This is a genomic window from Promicromonospora umidemergens (genome assembly GCF_024171995.1).
Lineage (GTDB): Bacteria > Actinomycetota > Actinomycetes > Actinomycetales > Cellulomonadaceae > Promicromonospora > Promicromonospora umidemergens.
In genome coordinates this window covers 1-20,899 of record NZ_JAMTCT010000039.1, presented here as the reverse complement: position 1 = coordinate 20,899, position 20,899 = coordinate 1, and the positions used below count along the sequence as shown (strand labels likewise).

Below are 20,899 nucleotides of genomic sequence, written 5' to 3'. Positions count from 1 at the left end.
TGCGATACGGGGAGAGCATGAGCCGGAGGTGCAGCGCAGGGAGTGGGCCGAGGAACGAGGCACGCGCCCGGAGCGGAACCGCAGGCTCATGCGATCCAAGGAGAGCATGAGCCTGAGCCCGTGCCCGTGCATCCGGACAGCGCGTTCGCCGAGGACCTGATCAGCGCCCTCGCCCACCGGGCGGGTGCGCTCGACATCGCCCTGCACACGGTCCAGGTGAGCATCCGCGGCGAGACCGTGGCGCACGCCGTCAGCGACCTGGTGGGCCTGGACACGCCGCAGCGCATGTACTCGGTGGCCAAGACGGTGACGGGCCTGGCGATCGGGCTGCTCGCGGACGAGGGGGCGCTCAGCCTCGACGACCCTGTCGCCGGCCACTTCCCCGAGCTGGGCCCGGTCCACCCGTGGCTCGAGGCCACGACGATCCAGCACCTGCTCGCCATGCGCGGCCCGCACCGGTCCACCACGTACGAGCGCACGGACGGCAGCTGGCTGGAGTCCTACTTCCGCGTGCCGCCGACGCACCCACCGGGCACGGTCTTCACCTACGACACCAGCGCCTCGTACACGCTGGCCGCGCTCGTGGAGCGGCTGTCCGGCGCCTCGCTCGTGGACTACCTGCGCCCGCGCCTCTTCGACGCGCTGGGCATCAGCCCGGGCCTGCGGTTCCTCACCGGGCCGGAAGGCATCGCGCACGGCGGCTCGGGGCTGGTCTGCACGTCACGTGACCTGCTGCGCCTGGCACACCTCCTGCTCGACGACGGCGTGCACGACGGCGCCCGGCTGCTGCCGGCCGCCTACCTGCGCGGCGCCACGAGCCCGCAGGCGGACACCACCCTGGAGACCTCGGACGCGGTGCTGCGCGGCGGATACGGCTACCAGCTCTGGCTGCCGCGCCCGGGTAGCTGGCTGCTGTTCGGACTCGGTGGCCAGATCGTGTACGGCGACCCCGCCCGCGGCGTCGCCGTCACCGTCACCGCGGACGCCCAGGCGTGCGAGAACGGGCACGAGCGTCTGCTCGACGACGTCCTGGAACGCGTCGTCGATCCGCTCACCGACCGGCTCGACGCCGGCCGGGCCGACGCCGCTGCCGGGGCCGATCGGGCGGACGCAGCTACCGAGGGCGTCAGGTCCAAAGCGGGCAGCCGCGCGGACAGGACCCCCGTCGCGTTCCCCTGGCCCGCACCACCGCACGACCGGGCGCACGCGCGCCCCGTCGAGGGCCGCTACGCGAACGCCATGGACGGCCCCGGGCCGGCTGAGCTCGTCCTGTCGCTGGACGACGACGGCGGCCGGCTGCGCAGCACCGGCAGCTGGGCCGCGGCCGGCGGCGAGGGTCTGGAGCTGCGCTACGACCGCCCGGTCCAGACAGTGGTCGACGGCCGGCCCGCCGTCGTCACGGCCGGCTGGACCGGCGTGGGCACGCTGGACGTACGCTGCGCGCTGCTCGGCGACGAGCTCACGACCTGGCGCGCCCGTCTCGCCTGGACGCCGGACGGCACGCTGGCCGTGCAGTCCCAGGTGTTCGGCGAGTCTGCCGACCAGAGCTGGACCTTCCACGCCGCCTACCGCCCCGAGCCCGACGACCCCAACAGCCTGCACGCGACACGCCGCCGGTAGCGTGCACACCGTTGGAGTCGCGTCCAGAGCCCTCCGGGACGGCGCACCCCGGCGCACGTCCCCCGCTCAGCCGCGGCGGTAGGTGAGGTGCCGGAACCGGAGGCCCGACGACGACGTCGTCCACTCGGTCTCCGATGCGACCGTCCACTCGGGGCCGATGTCGGGCGCGAACACGTCGCCCTCGACCTCCGTGTTCACCTCGGTCACCTCCAGCACGTCGGCGACCGGGAGCGACTCACCGTAGATCTGCGCACCGCCGATGACCCAGACCTCGTCCCCGCCGGGCGCGTTCGCGGCCGTGTCGAGCGCCTCGCCGAGCGTCGCGGCGGGCACTGCCGCCGTGTCCGGCACGCCGTACGGGCCGCGCGACGAGACGACGATGTTGGTGCGGCCGGGCAGCGGGCGCTTCGGCAGCGACTCCCAGGTGAGTCGTCCCATCACCACGGGATGGCCCGCGGTGATGCGCTTGAAGCGGGCGAAGTCCTCGCGCACGCGCCACGGGATGTCGCCGCCCGCACCGATCACCGGCCGGCCGGCGCCGTCGCGTGCCTGTGCCCAGATGAGTCCGATCATCAGACGGCGATCGGAGCCTTGATGGCGGGGTGCGAGACGTACCCGAGCACCTCGATGTCCTCGAACTCGTAGTCGAAGATCGACTCCCGCGGGGCGAGGCGCAGCGACGGGTACGGGTACGGGTCGCGGTCGAGCTGTGTGCGCACCTGCTCCAGGTGGTTGTCGTAGATGTGGCAGTCGCCGCCGGTCCACACGAACTCGCCGAGGGCGAGCCCGGTCTGCGCAGCGACCATCTGCGTGAGCAGCGCGTACGAGGCGATGTTGAACGGCACGCCGAGGAACAGGTCCGCCGACCGCTGGTAGAGCTGGCAGCTGAGCTTGCCGTCGGCGACGTAGAACTGGAACAGGGCGTGGCACGGCGGCAGCGCCATGTCGTCCACATCGGCGGGGTTCCACGCGGTCACGACGTGCCGCCGCGAGTCCGGGTTGGTGCGGATCTGCTCGACCACCTTCGCGATCTGGTCCACGTGCCCGCCGTCGGGCGTGGGCCAGGAGCGCCACTGGACACCGTAGACGGGGCCCAGCTCACCCGACTCGTCGGCCCAGTCGTCCCAGATCTTCACCCCGCGCTCCTGCAGCCAGCGGACGTTGGAGTCGCCACGGAGGAACCACAGCAGCTCGTACACGACCGACTTCAGATGCACCTTCTTGGTGGTGATCAGCGGGAAGCCCTTGGCCAGGTCGTACCGGATCTGCCGCCCGAACACGCTGCGCGTCCCCGTGCCGGTCCGGTCACCCTTGTGGGTTCCGCCTCCGAGCACGTCGCGCAGCAGGTCCTCGTACGGGGTGTCGATCTCGGTCATGCGGCAAGCCTACGTCGAGCACTTCGGTCGCCTCTCTGCGGCGCTCCCGATCAGCGCTGCTCCGACCGCAGCTCCCTGAGCCGGACACCGCGACGGCGGTACAGCACGCCCATCGTGACGATCGCCAGCGCAACGAGGCCGCCGATCACCGCGCCCCACGCGGTCCCGCCGCGGAACGCAGGCCCGTCGACGTCGAGGATCCGCTCGCCGGCGTGCGCCGCCGCCGACGTGCCCAGCACGATGCCGAGGGTCAGCAGGTTCGGCACGGAGAACACGACCGCCAGCGCCAGGAACCCGCTGCGTACCTGCCAGGACCGTTTGGCCAGGACGGCTTGCGCGAGGAGCAGCACTGGGGCCAGCGTGAACACCGCGCCGATCAGCAGGCCCCACCAGGCGCCCGCTGCGAAGGACCCGTCCACCGCGTTGCCGATCACCTGGGCCCACCAGCGCGGCAGGAAGGCATCGAGGAACTGGTAGATCAGCCACACGACCACGATCACCACGGCCACGCCGACCAGACGCTTCACGACGTCACGCCAGCTCGGCCGCCACCGTGCGGCGGCCGGCGCCGACGTCGGGCCGGTCGCCTCAGGCTCGTCGCTCGGGTTCTGCGTCATGGCACGATCGTTGCAGCGCGGAGGCCACCGTGCGCGGCGAACGGGAACGTCGTGGGCCTCGTTCGCGTTGACCACGAGTCCGACCGACCGGGGCGCGCTGGACCTCGCTCCGTGACCGTGTCGGTGACCAGTGGAAGGATGATCCTCATGACGGAGCAGACCACCACCTCGAACATCACCAGCGCCGAAGGCACCGCGACCCCCTCGCCGACGGACCCGCTCTGGGTGGAGCGCAACGGCACCCGCACCTACACGGGCTTCTCGGCCCGCGGCGCCCGGGTCGAGATCGGCCCGGTCGAGGCCGGTGCCGTGTTCACGCCGGGCGAGCTGCTCAAGGTCGCTCTCGCCGCGTGCGCCGGGATGAGCAGCGACAAGGCGTTCTCGCGCCGGCTGGGCGACGACTACCGGACCACCATCCGGGTCGAGGACCCGAAGGACGTCGCAGACGACCGGTACCCGGTCCTCACGGAGAAGTTCGAGATCGACCTGTCCACCCTGGACGACGAGGACCGGGTGAAGCTCCTCACGATCGCGCAGCGGTCGATCGACAAGGCATGCACGGTGGGCCGCACGCTCAAGGCGGGCGCCCAGATTCCCGACGCGCAGTTCGCGCAGCCGACGGAGGGCTGACATGGCCGACGACAAGCAGAAGCTGACGGCGCCCGGGTCCAACGGCCGGTCGTCCCCTGGCGACGCCGTGCTGAAGCCCGACAACTCGGTTGAGGTCACACCTGCGGACTGGCTCAACTACCGGCCGCAGAGCCCGCTCGACCACCTGGTCGGCCGGGCGGTGACCATCCCGTCGACGACCATCCACAGGCATGTGGACAAGGTACGTGCGCGCAACCCTGACGCCAGTCCGGCCGAAGTCATCAAGCTGCTGGAGAAGGAGTACCTGCGGGTCATCCAGACCACGGGCGGCGCCGTCGGCGCCGCCGCTGCGATCCCGGCCGTCGGCACCGCGGTGAGCGTCGCGCTGTCCACGAGCGACGTGGCGACGTTCTTCGCCTCGTCGGCCGCGTTCTCCCTCGCGGTGGCGGACGTGCACGGCATCGACGTCCAGGACGTCCCGCGCCGGCGGGCGCTGCTCCTGGCCACCGTGCTCGGCGACCAGGGCGCGCAGGACGTCGAGAACGCCATCGGCGGCTCGGGTGTCGCGTGGGGCAAGGTGCTGCTCACGAGCATGCCCCGCACCACGCTGCACCGCGTGAACAAGGCGCTCACGCACCGGTTCATCCAGAAGCAGATCGCCAAGCAGGGCAGCCTGATGCTGGGCCGCATCCTGCCGTTCGGCGTGGGCGCAGTGGTGGGCTGGGTCGGTGCGCGTGCGCTCGGCCACACGGTGATCGCCCAGTCGCGCGTCGCGTTCGGCACCCCGCCGGAGCGGTTTCCGCGCGTCATCGAGCAGACGGAGAAGCAGAAGCAGAAGCGGAGGTGGCCCGGCTCCGGCGCCTCGTCCTGAGCCCGTCGAGGGGCGGGCAACGGATATCTCGCATCTGCTCGGCGGGATCACGGGTCCCGACCTAGGCTGCACGTCATGGCGGACACGACGCACGGCGCACTCGCCCCGACGTACCATCCACTGCCGATCACGATCGCGCGGGCGCACGGTACGCATGTGTGGGACACGGACGGCAACGAGTTCCTCGACCTGCTGTCGGGGTACTCGGCCCTGAACTTCGGGCACCTGCACCAAGGCCTGGTGGCTGCGGCGATGACGCAGCTGCGCCAGGTCACGCTCACGTCCCGCGCGTTCGACCATGACCGGCTGGAGGAGTTCGCGCAGCGCCTCGTCGAGGTGGTCGGACCGCTGACCGCCGGCGGCGAGGACAGCCTCGTGGTGCCGATGAGCACCGGCGCGGAAGCCGTCGAGACCGCGATCAAGGCGGTCCGCAAGTGGGGTCACGACGTGCGCGGCGTGCCCGAGGACCAGGCGACGGTGATCGTCGCGGACGGCAACTTCCACGGCCGCACCACCACGCTCGTCGGGCTCTCGGACAAGCCGGCCGCGCGAGACGGGTTCGGTCCCTTCGCACCGGGCTTCCGGAAGGTACCCTTCGGCGACCTTGACGCGGTCGCCGACGCCGTGGACGACACCACGGTGGCGGTCCTCATGGAGCCGGTGCAGGGCGAGGCCGGTGTCCTGGTGCCGCCGGACGAGTTCTGGCCCGGCCTGCGCGAGCTCACCACGACGCGGGACATCGCCCTGGTCGCCGACGAGATCCAGTCCGGTCTTGGCCGCACCGGCACCACGCTCGCGTGCGAGCTCTGGGACGTACGGCCGGACCTGGTCTGCCTGGGTAATGCGCTGGGCGGCGGGATCGTCCCGGTGTCGGCCGTGGTCGGCAAGCCGGAGATCCTCGGCATCCTGACGCCGGGCACGCACGGCTCGACGTTCGGCGGCAATCCGCTGGCGTGCGCGGTCGCCGTTGCTGCGCTCGACCTGCTCTCGACGGGGCAGTACCAGGCGCGGGCAGCGGAGTCGGGCAAGGTGCTCGAGGAGCGGCTCGACGCGCTCGTGGCACAGGGCCTGCTGGCCGAGGCCCGCACCGTGGGGCTGTGGGCGGGCATCGACCTGGCCCCTGAGCTCGGCACGGGACGCGAGCTGTGCGAGGCGCTGCTCGAGCGCGGCGTGCTCGCGAAGGAGACGCGTGACGAGACGATCCACCTGTCGCCGCCCCTGTCGATAGTCCAGCCAGAGCTCGAGATGGCGCTGGACATCCTGGAGGAGTCCCTGCTGGCGCTGCGCGACGATGACCCGGAGACCGCCCCGGCCGAGGTCGCCGACGACCACGCAGCCGCCCCGGACGGCAAGGACGAGCGCTCCGAACTGTCACCGACTGCCAGCTGAGCGTAGGCTCCCAGGGGTGACCACTACGACGTCGTCCCACACCATCGCAACGCTCCCGGCGCTTCCCGAGCTGCAGCAGGCCTACGCAGAGCTTCAGGCCAAGGGCCTGAGGCTGGACCTCACGCGCGGCAAGCCGTCGGCCGAGCAGCTCGACCTCGCCGAGCCCATGCTGGCCCTGCCCGGGATCGGCGTGCACGCCGACGACTCGGGTACGGACGCGCGCAACTACGGCGGGCTCGACGGCGGGCTCGCGATCCGGCGCATCTTCGCCGAGCTGCTGGACGTGCCGGTGGAGCAGCTCCTCGCGGGCGGCAACGCCTCGCTCACCCTCATGCACGACGTCGTCTCGTTCGCCGAGCTGTTCGGCTTCCCCGAGTCCCCCCGGCCGTGGGCGCGCGAGGAGAAGGTGCGCTGGATCTGCCCGGTGCCCGGCTACGACCGCCACTTCACGGTCTGCGAGGCCTTCGGCATCGAGATGGTCCCCGTGCCGATGACGCCGGACGGTCCGGACGCCGCGGCCGTGGCAGCGCTCGTCGCGACGGACCCGACGATCAAGGGCATGTGGGTGGTCCCGACCTATTCCAACCCGGACGGTGCGGTCCTCACCGACGACGTCGCCCGCGCGCTGGTCTCGATGCCCGCCGCCGCGCCGGACTTCCGCATCCTGTGGGACAACGCGTACGCCGTGCACCACCTGACCGACGACGAGGTGACCAGCCCGAACGCCATCGCACTGGCCGCGGAGGCCGGCCACCCGGACCGCGTGATCCTGTTCGCCTCGACGTCCAAGATCACGTTCGCGGGCTCGGGCGTCGCGTTCCTCGGCAGCTCGCCCGCCAACGTCGCCTGGTACAAGAAGCACCTGTCGGCGGCCTCCATCGGCCCGGACAAGCTCAACCACCTGCGCCACGCGATGTTCTTCGGCTCGGCCGACGGCGTGCGCGAGCACATGCGCAAGCACCGCGCGATCCTGGCGCCGAAGTTCGAGGCCGTGGTGGAGATCCTGGCCGAGCGCCTCGGCGGGTACGGCGTCGCGTCGTGGACCGAGCCGAAGGGCGGCTACTTCGTGTCGCTCGACGTGGCGCCGGGTACGGCGTCACGGGTCGTGCAGCTCGCCAAGGAGGCGGGGATCGCCCTCACGCCCGCGGGCGCCACCTACCCGTACGGCAGGGACCCCGAGAACAAGAACGTCCGCCTCGCGCCGTCGATGCCCCCGCTGGACGAGGTCCGCACGGCGATGGACGGCGTGGCGACCTGCGTGCTGCTGGCGGCCGCCGAGACCATCACAAGCTAGTCGTTGTGAGCGTGACCGTTGCGCCTAGAACGGGTACGTAGCCGCAACGGTCACGCTCACAACAAAAGCTGTCAGTCCGCGCAGTCAGTCCGCGCTGTCAGTCCGCGCAGTGCTTGTTCACCACATACACCGGGCACGCCGAGTGGTGCAGCACGGCCTGGCTCGTGGAGCCCAGCAGCAGCCCGCGGAACCCCCCGCGGCCCCGCGAGCCCACCACCACCAGGTCTGACGCCGTGGAGAACTCCGTCAGCAGCTCCGCGCCCGTACCGTCCAGCACGATCCGCCGGATGCGCACGCCGGGATTCTCCGCCTCGTACCGGTCGACGAGGACGTCCATGCCCACTCCGATGTCGGCCAGCACCTGCTCGCGGTCGATGGTGGACGGCAGCCACGCCAGCATGCCGGTGTTCCCCACGGGTACGCCGGTGACGGCGGTCAGCTCCGCACCCCACGCGTTGGCCTGCACGATCGCGTGCTGCAGCGCCCGCTCGGCCTGCGGAGACCCGTCCACACCCACGACGATGCGGCGCACCTCCCGGATCTCGGCCGCACCGGGCGCGATCGCAGCCGGCGCGGTCTCGGAGCCGGCCGCGCCACCGGAAGCGGCGCCCGGCACGCTCCAGGAGACGCCTCGGTTGGCCTCGGCACGCAGCGGGACCACGACGACCGGGCACTGCGCGTGCGCGGGGAGCGCGGACGACACCGTGCCCAGCAGCCGCTCCGTGAAACCGCCCCGGCCGCGCGTGCCGACGACGGCCAGGCCGTAGTCGGCGGACAGCTCCACTAACACGCCCGCCGCGTCACCGGTGGCGACCTCCGTGGTGGCGTGCACCCCGGCGTCGGCCACACGAGCCTCCGCCTCGGCGAGGACCGATTTGGCACCCTCCTGGATGGTCGTGTCGTCGAGGGCGGCGTACCCACCGTCGAGCGAGGCCGCCGTGAACGACGGCAACGAGTAGCTGCACACGATGTGCAGCGACCAGCCCACGCGGTGCGCATAGGCGGTCGCCCAGTCCAGCGCGTGCAGACTGGCGGCCGACCCGTCCACCCCGACCAGTACGACCTCGGATCGCGTCATCGCCAGCCCTTTCTTCGCCCAGGCACCATTGCACCCCAACGCTACCGGCGCCGAGGGCGTTGTGGGTGTTCGGAGGCAAAAAGGGCTACGGAAATGACGGCACAGCAGAGCGCCTGCCCGGTCTCGGACAGGCGCTCTGCTGTGTGGTCGTACCTGGCTGGGATCAGCCCATGCGGATGAACGTGGGGTTCGACTGCCAGATGGTGCGGAAGTCGACCACTGTGCCCGGCTTGGACGCGTCGATCATGGTGTTGCCACCGGCATAGATCGAGACGTGACCGGGGGTCCACATCAGGTCGCCCGGCTGCGCCTCGGAGGCCGACACCTGGGTGCCGTAGCCCGGCTGCGACCCCGACGAGTGCGGCAGGCTGATACCGAGCTGGCCGTAGACGTACGCGGTGAAGCCGGAGCAGTCGAAGCCGCTCGGCGATCCACCACCGGAGACGTACGGCACGCCGATGTAGCGGCTCGCGATGGAGATCACGGAGTTGCCGATCGCCGACGCGGGAACGTCTACCGAGCTGGCGGCACTGACGGTGGTGGCAGCAGCGGCCTCGGCGGCCTCCTCGGCCTCGGCGGCGGCAGCGTCAGCGGCCTCCTCTGCCTCGGCGAGGGCGAGCTCTGCCTGGTAGTCCTCGTTCTCGGCGGCGGAGACCACGGAGACCGCAGCCTTCTCGACGTTCAGCTCTGCGTCGGGTGCAACGGTCACGACGGGGGCGTTGGTCAGCGCCTCGCGAGCCTGCGACGTCAGTGCGTTGAGGTCGACCGAGTTCATCTTCGCGTGGCCGGCCTCGACGGGCGCGGCCTGTGCGGCCATCGCTCCACCGAAGGTCGAGACGAGAAGTGCGCCACCGGCAGCGGCGACCGCGGTACGGCGGCCGACGGCGGCGTTCTGCGCGAATTCGCTGAGCGGAGTTACTGGTCGTCGCGCAGCCCGATGACGAGCGCGAGTCGTACGTGCGGTCACGTATTACCTCTCCTTGTACGCCTTCGAGGTCAGCTGTCGGGTTCGGGTGGGAGAAATCACCCGGCCGTGCATCCCGAAGGAATACCCGGCTTCACCCCGAGGACGCACCCTGGCGCCCGTTGGTGGGTCCCCCGCCTCTGTCATGCGGTCGTTTTGGGCCTCGGCCGGTGACAGAGTTCGGCGTCCGTCCGAGGACCCCCACGAATAACTCCGTGGGAGCGGTCTGAACGTACCGGACCTCTCCGCCGATGTCACGTTCCGGCAACGAATGCCATGACGTGTCGGACCTTGGGTGGCGCGTTTCCGGCAAATTGGACGGTGAGCAGTGCTGCTCAGGCTGAGCTCGCCCGGCCCGGGACTGCCGTTCCGCTGCGGGCGGGCGCCTCGTTCCTCGACCTCACCCTGCGCGAAGCTTCCGCCTCAGGCCGTCGCGACGAAGAGGTGGCGGGCCAGGTCTTCCCCGAGCTCGAGCGCCGTTCCCGCGCCGTCGACCGTCACCGTGTAGGTCCCGTGGTCGTGCTCTGCGGTGATGCGGGAGCCGGGCACCAGGCCGGCGTCGGCCAGGCGGGCGAGCAGCTCGACGTCCGTCTGCAGCGGCTCCGCGATGCGGGTGAGGGACGCCGCGAGCGGCTCGCCCTTGACACCCTTCTTCGCCGCCGCCTCGAACGCGGCAGGCAGCGAGATCACGCCGGTCAGGAACGGCACGTCGGTGTACGCCTCGCCCAGCTCCGAGAGGCCAGGGATCGGGTTGCCGTACGGGTCGTGGTGCGGGTGGTCGAGCAGGCCGACGAGGCGCTTCTCCACGAGGTCGCTCATGACGTGCTCCCAGCGGCAGGCCTCGACGTGCACGTGCTCCCAGTCGAGCTTGATGACGTCGGTCAGCAGCCGCTCGGCGAGCCGGTGCTTGCGCATCACGCGCATCGCCTTGTCCTGACCCAGCTCGGTGAGCTCCAGGTGCCGGTCGCCCGTCACGATCACCAGACCGTCCCGCTCCATGCGCGCGACGGTCTGGGACACCGTCGGACCGGAATGCCCCAGGCGTTCCGCGATGCGCGCGCGCAGGGGTGTGATGCCCTCTTCGTCGAGCTCGTAGATCGTCTTGAGGTACATCTCGGTGGTGTCGATCAGATCCGTCACGTCAGCTCCCGTCGTGCGCACAGCCGCCCAGTCGCCCTGGACACGTGCGGCCCGGGCGTCGGCCCAGGTTCTAGTCTAGTTCTGTGCCACTGACAATCCCGCCACACCTGCTGCCCACCGACGGCCGATTCGGCTCCGGCCCCTCCAAGGTGCGACCGGGCCAGGTCGATCATCTCGTGGCGAACGCGCACGTGCTGGGAACGTCACATCGGCGGGCGCCGGTGAAGGACCTGGTGCACCGCATTCGTGAGGGTGTCACGGAGCTGCTGGGCGCGCCCGACGGATACGAGGTGGTGCTCGGCAACGGCGGCGCCACCGCGTTCTGGGACGTCGCAACGCTGTGCCTCGTGGAGCGCAAGGCGCAGCACGCGGCGTTCGGCGAGTTCGGCGGCAAGTTCGCCACCGCAACGGAGCGTGCGCCGTTCCTCGATCCCTCCCAGGTGATCTCGGCCGAGCCAGGCTCGGTGGCCTACCTCGAGGCGGCCGACGACGTCGACACCTACGCCACCCCGCACAACGAGACCTCCACCGGGGCGATCGCTCCGGTGCGGCGCCCGGCAGGGCCTGACGGCGCCATCCTGCTCACGGACGCGACGTCCGGTGCGGGGGCACTGCCCGTGGACCTCGGCCAGACCGACGCGTACTACTTCGCCCCGCAGAAGGCGTTCGCGGCCGACGGCGGCCTGTGGCTCGCCGTGCTGTCACCCGCCGCCGTCGAGCGGGCAGCGCGGATCGAGGACTCGGGCCGGTGGGTGCCGGAGTTCCTGTCGCTCACGACGGCCGTGGCGAACTCGCGCCAGGACCAGACGCTCAACACGCCCGCAGTCGCGACGCTGCTCCTCCTGGCCGACCAGGTCGATTGGCTGCTGGGCCAGGGCGGCCTCGAGTGGTCGGCGAAGCGCTGCGCGGCGTCGGCCGAGATCCTCTACTCCTGGGCCGAGTCCAGGGAGTGGGCGACTCCGTTCGTCGCGCGCCCCGAGGAGCGGTCGACAGTGGTCGGCACCATCGACCTCGCCCCGGAGATCGACGTCGAGCGCGTGCTCGCCGAGCTGTGGGCCAACGGTGTGCAGGACGTGTTCGCGTACCGGAAGCTCGGGCGCAACCAGCTCCGTGTGGGGATGTACCCGGCGGTCGACCCCGACGACGTCGCGGCGCTCACCGCGTGCGTCGACTACCTCGTCGAAACCGTTTGACCAGCACGATCACGTCCGCAATACCTCTTCGGCGGCGAGTTCTCGCTATTGTCCAGTGGCACCGGGACTCTGTAACGTTTCCGCAACAGAGGGAACCATTCAAGGGGCTGTTCAAACACCATGCCAGTGATCGACCACTTCACCTTCGGGATCGTGACGCCGCTGCTGGCGTACGCGATCTCGTGTACCGGCGCAGCAACGGGCCTCGCGTGCACCTCTCGAGCCCGAGCAGCTTCGGGCGGCACCCGCGCGGCGTGGCTCGTGTTCGGCGCCATCGCCCTCGGCGGCACCGGCATCTGGGTGATGCACTTCGTCGCCATGCTTGGCTTCTCCGCCTCCGGCGTGGCCATCAGATATGACATCCCCCAGACCCTCCTGAGCGCGGCGATCGCCATCGTCGTGGTCGGTGCGGGCCTGTTCATCACGGAGCTGGGCAAACGAAAGCTGCCGGCGATGCTCGTGGGCGGTGCCCTCGCGGGCGCCGGGGTCGCGGCCATGCACTACATGGGCATGGAAGCGATGGAGATGTCTGCGGAGGTCGTCTACAACCCGGCCTTCGTCGTCGCCTCGATCCTCATCGCGATCGTCGCGGCCACGGCCGCACTGTGGTGCACCGTGCACATCCGCGGCATGCTCGCCACGATCGTCGCCACTCTGGTGATGGGACTCGCCGTGACCGGCATGCACTACACCGGCATGGCCGGCGTCTCCGTGATCAACCCGATCGACAGCGTCCCCGCCGGCGCCTCGACGATGCAGCTGCTCGTGCCGCTCGTCATGGCGGTGAGCGTCGTGACGTTCCTGCTCATCCTCGGGATCGGCCTCTGGCCCACCGAGGAGGAGCTGCGCACGCAGGCTGAGTTCGAGAACCGGCTCAAGGCGCACAGCGAGCAGGGTCAGCAGTTCGAGAACGTCCGGCAGGAACCGCAGCCAGGTCCCGCGCAGTTCGCGCAGACACATCGCGCGCACTGACTCGCGCCCGGCAGCGACACGGAGCGCCCGTCCCCTCGTGGGGGCGGGCGCTCCTGCGTGTGACCACACCCACGTACCGTTAGCAAGGCTAATGACCTAGACTGAGGCGGTGTCGAGCTCCCGCAGATCCAGCCGAAGCCCGGCCACTGTCGGCGGCGACCTCCGCGTCGCCCTGACCCGAGTCTCCCGTCGCCTGCGTGCCGAGCGCGGCGAGGCCGACCTCCCCGAGGGCCAGTTCGGAATCCTGACGGTGCTCCACAAGCACGGCGAGATGTCCCCCGGTTCCCTCGCCGAGCACGAACGCGTCAGGCCGCCCTCGATGACTCGCGCTGTGAACACCCTGACGGAGCTCGGCCTCGTCGAGAAGGCGGAGCACGCGACGGACCGCCGTCAGGTGGTCGTCCGGCTCACCGCCGCTGGTTCGCGTGAGGTCGCCGAGACCCGGCGTCGCCGCGACGCCTGGCTCACCAAACAGCTGTCCACCCTGACCGGAGAGGAGAGAGAGATCCTTGCAGGAGCCAGCGAGCTCCTGATCCGGATCGCCGCTCGATGAGCGCAACTTTCGCCAGCCTGAAGTACCGCAACTATCGCCTCTGGTTCGCCAGCGCTCTCGTCGCCAACATCGGCACCTGGATGCAGCGCGTCGCCCAGGACTGGGTCGTACTGACCCTTCTCACGAACAACTCCGGCGTCGCCGTGGGTATCGTCACCGCGCTCCAGTTCATCCCGCACATCTTCCTGTCCGCCTGGGCAGGTCTCCTCGCTGACCGTGTCCACCGCCGCAAGCTCCTGATGATCACGCAGGGCGGCATGGGCGTGCTGGGCCTCGGGCTCGGTGTGCTAGTGCTGTCCGGCGCGGCCGAGCTGTGGCACGTGTACGGGTTCGCCACCCTCCTCGGCGTGGTGAGCGCCATCGACGGTCCGGTGCGCCAGACCTTTGTCGCCCAGCTCGTACCGGCAGCACGGCTCGCGAACGCCGTCGGCCTCAACTCGACGAACTTCAACGCCGCGCGGCTCATCGGTCCCGGTGTGGCGGGCCTGCTCATCGCCGCCGTCGGTACCGGGTGGGTGTTCATCATCAACGGCATCGCGTTCGGTGCCGTCATCATCTCGCTCGCCCGGATGCGTGACCTGCACGCCCAGCCGATCGCCTCGCGCGCCAAGGGCCAGATCCGCGAGGGCCTCGCCTACATCCGCGGCCGCAGCGACATCGTCGTGATCCTGGTCGTCATGGGCGTGGTCTCGGCGTTCGGCCTGAACTTCCAGCTGACGTCCGCCATGATGGCGCGTGTCGAGTTCGGTCGGGGCGCGAGCGAGTACGGCATCCTCGGATCGGTCCTCGCGATCGGCTCGCTCGCCGGGGCGCTCCTCGCCGCCCGGCGCGAGAGGCCGCGGGTGCGGCTGGTGCTGGGCGCCGCGTTCGCGTTCGCGATCTCCATGGGGATCCAGGCGGTCATGCCGACCTACCTCGGGTACCTGCTGATGTGCATCCCCGTCGGCTTCGCGTCCCTGACCATGCTGACCTCGGCGAACGCCGCGATCCAGCTGTCCGTTGCCCCGGAGCTGCGTGGTCGCGTCATGTCGATCTACGTGATGGTGCTCCTCGGCACCACGCCCCTCGGCTCGCCGGTGGTGGGCTGGATCGGTGAGGAGTTCGGACCGCGGTACGCCGTGCTGATCGGTGCGGTGGCGACGCTGCTGGTGGCCGTGATCGCGACCGTGTGGGCGTACCGGACGTGGCACGTGCGCGTCCGCGCCCGGCTCTCCCGCTCGCACCGCATCCCCCGTCCGTATCTCCAGGTCACCTACCCGGACCGGGAGCCGGACCCGCAGAAGCAGGCCCTGGCGGCCTGACCGTCTCCTGTCGCTGGGACGTTGGCCTCTACCCAGCGATCGGGCCCGAACTCGCGCAGAGTTCGGGCCCAATCGCTGGGTAGGGGCACAGGGTCCCAGCATTTGAGCGCGACCACAGGGGGTCTCAGCCGGCAGTTGTGCACAGGGGGCCACCGGCTGGGCTGCCCGGCCGGCTCGGCGCTGCTGGAGTGGGTCCCATGCCAAAGACCTTCACGATGCCCCGAGCGGCAGCGCCACTCCTCCGGCGACAGGCCGGGCTCCTGTCCACGCTCCAGTGCGAGGAGCTCGGCATCGGACGTGAGGTTCGGCGCCGCATGGTCAAGCACCTTCGCTGGACCAGCCCGGCGCGGAGCGTCTATGACACCGATCCCGTGCCGCTCGGAAGCAGGGTCAGGGCCGACTGGTTCGATCACGCCGCGCGGTGGCGCACCTGGTTCGCCCTGCTGCTGCACGGCCCGGACGCCATAGCGACCGGCGGCTGTGCGCTCGTGCTGCACGGTGTGTCCGGCCTGCCCCGCGACTTCCCGCTCGAGGTGGCACGTCAGGACCGTTCGCCGCGACAGCGCCGGCACGGCGTCGCCGTCGTCGACTACTCACCGTTCCCCACGGTGACGATCAGTGACCGCAAGGTCGCCCGGATCGACCACGCCGCAGCGCAAGCGATCGCCAAGCTCCCGCGCCAGAACGCCCTCGCCGTGCTCGACGACCTCGCGCGGAGGCACGGGTTCAGCCCGAACGACCTCGTCGCGCTTCACGGCCTGGTCCGATGCCGGCACGGTGCCGCCATGCTCCATGAGCTCTTCGGTCTGGTCGTCACACGCTCGGAGTCGCCTGCCGAGTCGTTCACCCGGTTGTCGTGCCATGACAACGGAGTGCCCCCGGACGACATCCAGGCCCTGATCGTGATGGACGGCACGGTCGTGGCCCGCGTCGACTTCATCTGGCGGCTGCCCGACGGGCGATGGCTGGTCGTCGAGATCGACGGGGTCGGCCCGCACAGCTCGCCGCAGGCGCTCGTTCGCGACGCTCCACGGCAGAACCAGCTCCTGGCGTCCGGGCAGGTAATCATGTTGCGTTTCAAGCCGGCCGACAACGACAAGCCCGGCGGCGTCGGCGCAGAGATCGCCAAGGTGCTGGCCGCCCATCGCTGGACGCCCGGCCAGTACACCGGCGCGGGCAACCGCGTCGAGCTGGGCTCACCCGCGCCTACCCAGTGATTCGGCCCGAACTCGGGCTGATTTCGGGCCGAATCACTGACTAGACCGCAGCATCGCTAGACGGTTCCGGCCCCAGCCCCGGCTAGATGCCCACCGCCGCCCGGATCGGGCCCAGCAGGAAGTAGACGACGAACAGCGCCGCCGCCACCCACAGCAGCGGGTGCACCCTGCGGGTCTTGCCCACGGCGACCTTGAGCAGCACGAACGAGATCACGCCGGCGCCGATGCCGACGGTGATCGAGTACGCGAACGGCATGAGGATCATCGTGAGGAACGCGGGGATGCCGACCTCGAGGTCCGTCCAGTCGATACCCGTCACCTGGACGACCATGAGGAACCCGACCACCACGAGCGCGGGCGTGGCCGCCTCGTGCGGGACGACCTCCACGAGCGGCGACAGGAACGTCGTCAGCAGGAACGCCACACCGGTCGTCACGGCGGCGAGCCCGGTCCTGGCGCCGTCGCCCACACCGGACGCCGACTCGACGTACGCGGTGTTCGAGGACACCGACCCGGCGCCACCCGACACGGCGGCCAGCGAGTCGACGATCAGGATCTGGGTCGTGCGCGGCGGGTTGCCCTTCTCGTCGAGCAGCCCGGCCTCGCCGCCGATGGCGACCATCGTGCCCATCGTGTCGAAGAAGTCGGCGATGAGGAGCGTGAACACGAGCAGGATCACCGCCACGATGCCGATCTTCTCGATCGAGCCGAACAGCGAGAACTGGCCGATGAGCGAGAAGTCGGGCAGCGCCACCACCGACTCCGGCAGGGCGGGGACGTTCAGCGCCCAGCCGCCGGGGTTGTCCTCACCACGCGAGCCGATGTTGCCGACGGCCTCGACGACCAGGGCCAGCACCGTCGACGCGATGATGGCGACGAGGATGCCGCCCCGCACCTTGCGCACCATCAGGACGGCGGCGAGCAGCAGGCCGAACGCGAAGACGAACAACGGCCAAGTACCGACCGAGCCGCCCATGCCGAGCTCGGTGGGCGTCGCCAACGACGCGGGGATGCGCACGAAGCCGGCGTCGAACACGCCGATGAACGCGATGAACAGGCCGATGCCCACGCTGATGGCGACCTTGAGCTCGCGCGGCACGGCCCGGAACACCGCCTCGCGGAAGCCGGTGACGACCAGGATGAGGATGACGAGGCCCTCGAGCACGACGATGCCCATGGCGTCCGCCCAGGTCATGCCGGGCAGCGCGGCCACGGAGTACGCGACGACGGCGTTCAGGCCGAGCCCTGCCGCGAGCGCCATCGGGAAGTTCGCGACGACCCCCATGAGGATCGACATGAGGCCCGCCACGAGCGCGGTGGCCGCCGCGATCGCCGCGAGGTCGCCGCCGGAGGAGTCGCCGCCGAGGAACTGGCCGGTCCCGTCGGGGACGTTCCCGAGGATGAGCGGGTTCAGCACCACGATGTAGCTCATCGTGAAGAACGTGACGAGCCCGCCGCGCACCTCCGTCCACACCGTGGACCCGCGTTCGCTGATCTTGAAGAACCGGTCGATGGCGCCACGCGCCTGGGCCTGGTCGTGAGCCATGGTCCGATGTTCCCCTTCGTTACCCGATATCGCTTGTCGACGTGCTGCGGACCGCGGCCTGGAGCATCTGCTCCACGGACGGCACCCTGGTCAGCACGTATTCGACGCTGAGGTGATGAAAATCCCGGTAGACGGGGTGTTCGGTGTCGCCGACGCCGCAGTTCTGCGCGTCACACGTCTCCGACCACACTCCGTCCCAGGTGGGGACACCGTACTTCGTCCAGATCTCGGCGCTGATTCGTGGGAGGTCGCCGTTGGACGCCTCGGCGTCAGCGCGCGACATGCTGCAGTCGCCGATCCCGGGCAGGGGCCGGGTGAGGCATTCGAGCGGGTCGACGTCGAGCTGCGGGTTGTCCTTGACCGCCACCACGGTGGGCGTCACGGCCGTGAGGTGGGCGAACAGCTCGTCGTTCGCGCTCGCCCAGGCGCCGCGCGCCTCGCCATCGGTCATGCGGGTGCCGTCGGCGTGCTGCATGCGGTCGGCGTAGATCTGCGCCTGGCTGACGACGACGGCGTCGGGCCGCAGCTCGTCGACGGTCCGCAGGGACTCATCCTGGAAGTCGGTGCACGGCCCGCGTTCTGCGGGCTGTTCGACGTCGACCGGAGCGGCGGGGCAGCCGTGCCGCCAGCGGACGGCGAGCCGCAGGCCGGCGTCGCGAGCCGCGGCGTCGAACGCGGGGATCCAGTGCATGGCGTGCGAGTCGCCGAGGAGCAGCACGGTGGTGTCACCGGAGAGGTCACCAAGGAGGCACACCTCGATGCCCGACGTCGTCTCGGTGGTCTCCGCGCACTCGTACGGCTCCGGCTCGGTGCCCGCCTCGACCGCAGTGGCGAACGGCTCGCGTTGCAGCACTGCCCCGGTCGCGACGCGGGTGCCGACCGTCACGGCGCCGACGGTGAGCCCGATCGCCACGGTGATCGCGGCGGTGCGACGCCACGACCTCATCGCCCCGCTGAACCGGACGGGGTTCTCGACCCAGCGGTAGGTGGCGACGGCGGCCCCGAGTGCGGCGAGCGTGGCGAGCACCTTGATCCAGATCGCGTCGTTCTGTACCGCTGCGGTGGTGAGCACGACGAACGGCCAGTGCCACAGGTACCAGGAGTAGGAGACGTCGCCGATGCGCTGCAGCACCGGCAGGCCGAGCACGCGGTCCACCCAGGTGCCCGACGTCGGGATGCTGCCTGCGGCGAGCACCAGCAGCGCACCGCCGACGGGTAGCAGCGCGATGCTGCCGGGGAAGGGGTCGGTCTCGCGCACGAGCGCGAACGAGAGCGCCAGCAGCACGAACCCCGCGGTGCCGAGCAGCGCCCGGAGCAGGCGGGGCCGCACCCGGGACTGCTCGGCGAGCCGGCCCCAGGGCAGGGTCGCGACCAGCGCGGCGCCCGCGAACTCCCAGGCGCGGGTCGGGAGCACGTAGAAGGCCCAGTCGGGGGCGGTCGCCGTCAGCCAGACGGACGTCGCCAGCGACACGACGAAGGTTCCCGCGAACAGCGCCTGCAGCATGCGGCGGGCCGGCACGCGGGTGCGGCGGGCCACCGCGACCGCCAGCAGGACGAGCAGGGGCCAGAAGACGTAGAACTGCTCCTCGATGCCGAGCGACCAGGTGTGCAGGTAGGGGCTCGGGGTGACGGAGTCGGAGAAGTAGTCCTGGCCCTGGTACGGGAACAGCAGGTTGGAGACGAACAGCATCGCCGACGCGCCGTGCCAGGCGAGGCGCCCCCAGACCAGCGGCGACAGGACCAGGACGCTCGCGAGGAGCGTGACCGTCACGACCAGCGCGAGCGCTGGCACGAGGCGCCGCATGCGGCGGGTCCAGAACTCGACGAGGTCGACCGATCCGGCGCGGTCCACCTCGCGCAGCAGCAGGGAGCTGATGAGGTAGCCGGAGATCACGTAGAAGACGTCGACGCCGGTGAACCCGCCGGGAATCGCGATCCCCGCGTGGTAGACGACGACGGCGAGGACGGCGACGGCGCGGAGGCCGTTGATGTCCGTACGGAACGCGTGGCCGGAGCCTGAGGGGGTGGGCACCGCGTCCGCACCGGGGCTGTGCGGCCCGGTGGACGGTCCGGTGGTTCGGTCGACGGCGTTGGTCGTCGCCTGCGCCATTTTTCTCCTGCGGTCGTTCCGGACGGGTGCGCGGCTCACACCATAACGGGCGCATCGGGTCGCCTTGACCGGGTATCGAGGAGGGTGTGGGGAGAGTCGACATCTGCGGCTATCGGTTGAGCCTGCGGCTCCGCTCCAGCTCAACCGAGGAACACGTGAGAGCAGATCAGGACGGGTGCCGCGACCGTGCCGCCGTCGCGCACGCAGCCGATCGCGCCGCGCAGCAGCTCGGCGTTCACGAGGTTGTCCCGGTGCGACGGCGAGTCGAGCCAGGCTTGCACCACATCCTGCGGCGGGCGCTCCGTGCGGCTGAGGTTCTCCGCGGCGATCGTGTCGCCGGGGCAGCTCTGCTGCACGGGCGGCAGCGGTGCGTGGACCAGCTCCGGCGCACCGATGAGCGCCTCGGCGCGGCCCACCGCGACGGTCTTGAGGCAGGTGTCGTGCTCCAGCGGCGCGACGTCCAGCCGCGCCCGTGCCGCGTTCACGCCGGCCTCGAGAGCTGCCCCGTACTGCTCCGGGTCGGCCAGGTCCATGCTGCCGGACGTCTCGGGCCCGCGCGGGCCGGCATCCGGCGCCGCTGAGCAGGCGGTGAGCAGCACAGCGACGGTCAGGATCGGGACGGCGAAGCCGGTCGGGGTGCGGCGCACGACGTCGATTCGACACCGCGCACCCGCCCTCCACAACCGGAGTCGGCGCTCTGCCCGCGTCACCGGCCTGCCGGGTCGGTGCAGCTAGGGCGTGTTTCGGAATGGGTCAGCGGCGGCTGGCCCATTCCAGGACATCAGTAGCGATAGTGCTCGGGTCAGCGGCGGTGGTCGTGGTGTGTTCGCCGGTGCCAGGGTCCTCGCGTTCGATCTCGTAGCCGCCCAGGAGCCCGCGGCGGGTGTGGACGGAGATCGCCCACTCGAGTTCTTCGTTGTCGGGGAACACGACGAAGAACGTGTTGTCGCTGGAGTTCAGCTCGCGGACGAGTCCGACGAGGTCGGCGTGGTCAGGAGCAGCGACGTATCGGCCGCCCTCGGCGTCGGCGTAGTAGTCCACGAGCCCCAGGATGCCAGCCCGGTCAG

At 70.7% G+C, this 20,899-nt stretch carries 20 protein-coding genes and 1 riboswitch; of the genes, 10 read left to right on the top strand and 10 right to left on the bottom strand.

The window, feature by feature from the left end; genetic code table 11:
• Positions 1 to 120: 120 nt before the first annotated feature.
• Positions 121 to 1,620: a serine hydrolase domain-containing protein gene (locus APR04_RS29360; protein ID WP_253878027.1), complete on the top strand. Its 1,500-nt coding sequence runs from the start codon at positions 121 to 123 to the stop codon at positions 1,618 to 1,620.
• A gap of 66 nt (positions 1,621 to 1,686) precedes the next feature.
• Here the strand turns inward: APR04_RS29360 and APR04_RS29355 are convergent, their stop codons facing one another.
• The 3 genes from APR04_RS29355 to APR04_RS29345 are packed head-to-tail and all read right to left on the bottom strand — an operon-like array spanning position 1,687 to position 3,613.
• A complete protein-coding gene (locus APR04_RS29355) occupies positions 1,687 to 2,193 on the bottom strand; it encodes a dihydrofolate reductase (RefSeq protein ID WP_253878025.1) in 507 nt (168 codons plus the stop codon).
• Positions 2,193 to 2,996 carry a thymidylate synthase gene (locus tag APR04_RS29350; RefSeq protein ID WP_253878023.1) on the bottom strand — a complete coding sequence of 268 codons (804 nt, stop codon included), beginning with the start codon at positions 2,994 to 2,996 and terminating at the stop codon, positions 2,193 to 2,195. The genes APR04_RS29355 and APR04_RS29350 overlap by 1 nt, the downstream gene beginning before the upstream one ends.
• A 50-nt stretch (positions 2,997 to 3,046) precedes the next feature.
• Positions 3,047 to 3,613: a hypothetical protein gene (locus APR04_RS29345; RefSeq protein WP_253878021.1), complete on the bottom strand. Its 567-nt coding sequence runs from the start codon at positions 3,611 to 3,613 to the stop codon at positions 3,047 to 3,049.
• Between the two features lie 147 nt (positions 3,614 to 3,760).
• Between APR04_RS29345 and APR04_RS29340 the strand changes: the two genes are divergently transcribed.
• The 4 genes from APR04_RS29340 to APR04_RS29325 all read left to right on the top strand — a co-directional run bounded on the left by APR04_RS29340 (position 3,761) and on the right by APR04_RS29325 (position 7,758).
• Positions 3,761 to 4,243: an OsmC family protein gene (locus APR04_RS29340; protein ID WP_253878019.1), complete on the top strand. Its 483-nt coding sequence runs from the start codon at positions 3,761 to 3,763 to the stop codon at positions 4,241 to 4,243.
• A 1-nt stretch (position 4,244) separates the two neighbouring features.
• A complete protein-coding gene (locus APR04_RS29335; protein WP_253878017.1) occupies positions 4,245 to 5,075 on the top strand; it encodes a hypothetical protein in 831 nt (276 codons plus the stop codon).
• A gap of 75 nt (positions 5,076 to 5,150) precedes the next feature.
• Positions 5,151 to 6,464: an ornithine--oxo-acid transaminase gene (rocD, locus tag APR04_RS29330; protein ID WP_253878015.1), complete on the top strand. Its 1,314-nt coding sequence runs from the start codon at positions 5,151 to 5,153 to the stop codon at positions 6,462 to 6,464.
• A 16-nt stretch (positions 6,465 to 6,480) separates the two neighbouring features.
• Positions 6,481 to 7,758, top strand: coding sequence for an aspartate aminotransferase type Ic (locus tag APR04_RS29325; RefSeq protein WP_253878012.1), 1,278 nt, complete (start codon positions 6,481 to 6,483; stop codon positions 7,756 to 7,758).
• A gap of 97 nt (positions 7,759 to 7,855) precedes the next feature.
• Here the strand turns inward: APR04_RS29325 and APR04_RS29320 are convergent, their stop codons facing one another.
• The 3 genes from APR04_RS29320 to APR04_RS29310 all read right to left on the bottom strand — a co-directional run bounded on the left by APR04_RS29320 (position 7,856) and on the right by APR04_RS29310 (position 10,940).
• Positions 7,856 to 8,836: a universal stress protein gene (locus APR04_RS29320; protein WP_253878010.1), complete on the bottom strand. Its 981-nt coding sequence runs from the start codon at positions 8,834 to 8,836 to the stop codon at positions 7,856 to 7,858.
• A gap of 163 nt (positions 8,837 to 8,999) precedes the next feature.
• Positions 9,000 to 9,803 carry a C40 family peptidase gene (locus tag APR04_RS29315; protein WP_253878008.1) on the bottom strand — a complete coding sequence of 268 codons (804 nt, stop codon included), beginning with the start codon at positions 9,801 to 9,803 and terminating at the stop codon, positions 9,000 to 9,002.
• A 2-nt stretch (positions 9,804 to 9,805) separates the two neighbouring features.
• Positions 9,806 to 9,979: riboswitch (cyclic di-AMP (ydaO/yuaA leader) on the bottom strand.
• Positions 9,980 to 10,223: 244 nt separating this feature from the next.
• Positions 10,224 to 10,940: an iron-dependent transcriptional repressor DtxR gene (locus APR04_RS29310; protein WP_253878006.1), complete on the bottom strand. Its 717-nt coding sequence runs from the start codon at positions 10,938 to 10,940 to the stop codon at positions 10,224 to 10,226.
• An 83-nt stretch (positions 10,941 to 11,023) separates the two neighbouring features.
• Here APR04_RS29310 and serC point away from each other — a divergent pair, with 83 nt between their 5' ends.
• From serC to APR04_RS29285, 5 genes are all read left to right on the top strand, one after another.
• Positions 11,024 to 12,133, top strand: coding sequence for a phosphoserine transaminase (gene serC / locus APR04_RS29305; protein ID WP_253878004.1), 1,110 nt, complete (start codon positions 11,024 to 11,026; stop codon positions 12,131 to 12,133).
• A gap of 120 nt (positions 12,134 to 12,253) precedes the next feature.
• The gene (locus APR04_RS29300; protein ID WP_253878002.1) at positions 12,254 to 13,105 is read left to right on the top strand and encodes an MHYT domain-containing protein; all 852 of its coding nucleotides are present in this window, start codon (positions 12,254 to 12,256) and stop codon (positions 13,103 to 13,105) included.
• A 109-nt stretch (positions 13,106 to 13,214) separates the two neighbouring features.
• Positions 13,215 to 13,658, top strand: coding sequence for a MarR family winged helix-turn-helix transcriptional regulator (locus tag APR04_RS29295; protein WP_253878000.1), 444 nt, complete (start codon positions 13,215 to 13,217; stop codon positions 13,656 to 13,658).
• Positions 13,655 to 14,959, top strand: coding sequence for an MFS transporter (locus tag APR04_RS29290; RefSeq protein WP_253877998.1), 1,305 nt, complete (start codon positions 13,655 to 13,657; stop codon positions 14,957 to 14,959). The genes APR04_RS29295 and APR04_RS29290 overlap by 4 nt, the downstream gene beginning before the upstream one ends.
• Before the next feature lie 197 nt (positions 14,960 to 15,156).
• A complete protein-coding gene (locus tag APR04_RS29285; RefSeq protein WP_253877996.1) occupies positions 15,157 to 16,176 on the top strand; it encodes a putative endonuclease domain-containing protein in 1,020 nt (339 codons plus the stop codon).
• Positions 16,177 to 16,258: 82 nt separating this feature from the next.
• On the opposite strand, the gene APR04_RS29280 is transcribed toward APR04_RS29285, so the two are convergent.
• The 4 genes from APR04_RS29280 to APR04_RS29265 all read right to left on the bottom strand — a co-directional run.
• On the bottom strand, positions 16,259 to 17,722 hold the full coding sequence (locus APR04_RS29280) for an NCS2 family permease (protein ID WP_253877994.1): 1,464 nt from the start codon (positions 17,720 to 17,722) through the stop codon (positions 16,259 to 16,261).
• Between the two features lie 19 nt (positions 17,723 to 17,741).
• Entirely contained in the window at positions 17,742 to 19,832 is a 2,091-nt protein-coding gene (locus APR04_RS29275; RefSeq protein WP_253877992.1) for an acyltransferase family protein, read from the bottom strand.
• A gap of 140 nt (positions 19,833 to 19,972) precedes the next feature.
• Complete coding sequence (locus tag APR04_RS29270) at positions 19,973 to 20,479, bottom strand: CAP domain-containing protein (protein ID WP_253877990.1); 507 nt, start codon at positions 20,477 to 20,479, stop codon at positions 19,973 to 19,975.
• A gap of 106 nt (positions 20,480 to 20,585) precedes the next feature.
• Positions 20,586 to 20,899 (bottom strand): hypothetical protein (locus APR04_RS29265; RefSeq protein WP_253877988.1); only part of this gene is annotated, 314 nt, incomplete at its 5' end.